The organism is Streptomyces phaeochromogenes (genome assembly GCF_001418655.1).
Classification (GTDB): Bacteria; Actinomycetota; Actinomycetes; order Streptomycetales; family Streptomycetaceae; genus Streptomyces; species Streptomyces phaeochromogenes.
Genome location: NZ_LIQZ01000668.1, coordinates 1 through 2080 on the forward strand (window position 1 = coordinate 1; position 2080 = coordinate 2080).

At 70.5% G+C, this 2080-nt stretch carries 2 protein-coding genes; one reads left to right on the forward strand and one right to left on the reverse strand.

Features of this window, described 5'->3' with window-relative positions:
* Window positions 1-125 precede the first annotated feature (125 nt).
* Window positions 126-596, forward strand: a complete 471-nt coding sequence (locus tag AOK17_RS47385; protein WP_055618804.1) for a Dps family protein — start codon at window positions 126-128, stop codon at window positions 594-596.
* 606 nt (window positions 597-1202) lie between these two features.
* Here AOK17_RS47385 and AOK17_RS47390 read toward each other — a convergent pair.
* Window positions 1203-1967: an SDR family NAD(P)-dependent oxidoreductase gene (locus AOK17_RS47390; protein ID WP_055618805.1), complete on the reverse strand. Its 765-nt coding sequence runs from the start codon at window positions 1965-1967 to the stop codon at window positions 1203-1205.
* Window positions 1968-2080: the final 113 nt, after the last annotated feature.

The following is a 2080-nucleotide window of genomic DNA, read 5'->3' on the forward strand; positions in this document are numbered from 1 at the left end:
GGTCAGGGGCGGGTGCGGGTCGATGATGCGGCGGAGTTTGTCAGCGTTTGCCGGTAGTGGTCGGGGCGGCCATGGTTGAGGAGCGGGGGCGGAAGCCGGGGGTCGTTGCTGACCGGAGGATGTCCATGTACGTCGTGAAGAGCCCGTTGACCGATGCCGATCTGAAGACCGTGTCCGAGGCGCTGCAGGGTGCGCTGGTCGATCTGGTGGATCTGTCGCTCGTGGCGAAGCAGATTCACTGGAACGTGGTCGGACCGCGCTTCCGGTCCGTCCATCTCCAGCTCGACGAGGTCGTGGACACCGCCCGGCTGCACTCCGACACCGTGGCCGAGCGTGCCTCCACGCTCGGGGTCTCGCCGGACGGACGCGCCGCGACCGTTGCGACCACCAGCGGTATCGGGGCCACGCCGGACGGGTGGGTGAAGGACACCGACGCGGTGGGGGCGCTCGTGGACGCGCTCGCGGCCGTCATCGAGCGGATGCGGGAGCGGGTCGGGGCCACGGGGGAGGCGGATCCGGTGAGCCAGGACATCTTCATCGGGATCACCGCGGACCTTGAGAAGCATCACTGGATGTTCCAGGCGGAGAACGGGTGAGGTTGGCTCTGCCGGGTTGTCTGGGCTGTGGCCGTGGCTCTGGTTTTGGGGTTGGCCTCGGCTTCGGTTTCGGGTGTGCGGTGGTGGGGCGAGCGCCGGTGGTGTGCGCCGGGCGCCCCGTTCGTGTCGATGCGCCCTGTCGATGAGTGAACTCGGCGGTCTAGCGTCGGGCGTCCGGCTGGAGGTGGTGCCATGGCGGGGCGGATGGGGCGAATAGGCAGGTGGGGGCTGGCTCTCGGCGTTGGCGGGCTGTGGTGGTGGGCCGTGGCGCGGCTGGCGTTCGCGCCGGACGCCGGCGTGCTGGAAGGGGCGGTCGCGGCCGGCGGGTGGGGGTTGAGCCTGCTTCCGGTGCACTGTGTGCCGAAGGGGCGTGCCGTGGGTGCGGCCGGGTCGGATCAGTGGGCGCGGCGCGTTTCGGAGGCTTGGCGCAGGTGGCGGGGGCCGCTTGTGGGGCGTGGGGGATCTTCCTGAGGCCGAGGCGCGTTCCGAAGGGCTTCGGAGACCTGCTTCGGACGCCTGCTTCGGGTAGGGCTTCTTGGAGGCTTCCGGGAAGGGTTCTGGGGGCGTACGTCGGTGGGTGGGAGGTGTGCGTGCGTCGGTGCCTCGCTACCAGGGCATTGCCACGCCTCCGTTGGGGCGGAGGATCTGGCCCGTTGTGAACGACGAGGCGTCGGAGGCGAGGTGCAGGACCGCGTGGGCGATGTCCTCCGGCTCGCCGACCCGTCCCAGGGGTGACATCCGGGCCATGAACCCCTCTGTTCGCGCCTGGGCCTCGCCGTCGTGGCGGTCGGTCATGGGCGTACGGATCCAGCCCGGCGCCACCGCGTTGACACGGATGCCGTGCGGACCCATCTCCGTCGCCAGGGTCTTCGTCAGCTGGACGACGGCCGCCTTCGCCGCTCCGTAGCAGAGCAGGCCCGGCCCGCCGGTGTCGACGGCTCCGGACGCCATCGTGACGATGCTGCCCCGCGTGCCTGACGCGATCATCGCGAGGGCCGCCTCCTGGCAGGCGTACAGAACACCCTTGAAGTTGACGCCGAGTACGCGATCGAGGTCCTCGTCGCGGGTCTCCAGGACCGGACTGCTGTGCATGATCCCGGCGACCGCGGCCATGACGTCCAGTCGCTCACAGGTCGCGACCGCCTCTTTGAGCTGGGCGCGGTCGGTGACGTCGAGGGGGTGCGAGTGTGCGGTGCCGCCCGTGTCCTTGATGAGGGCCGCTGTCTCGTCCAGGCCCTCGGTGTCACGGTCGGCGCAGTGGACGGTCGCACCCGCCTCCGCGAGCAGCACGGCGCTGGCGCGGCCGATACCGCTTGCCGCGCCGGTGACGAATGCGGTGCGTCCGGTGAGGTCGTACGCCGTGACGGGCATGAGGGGACCGTACGAGGGTTTCTGACGGGTCGTCAATTGGTCGGGCGTGGCTGGTTGTGTGCGGCGGCTTGTGCGCGGTGGGGACGGTCAGGGGTGCGGAGCTGGTCAGGGGG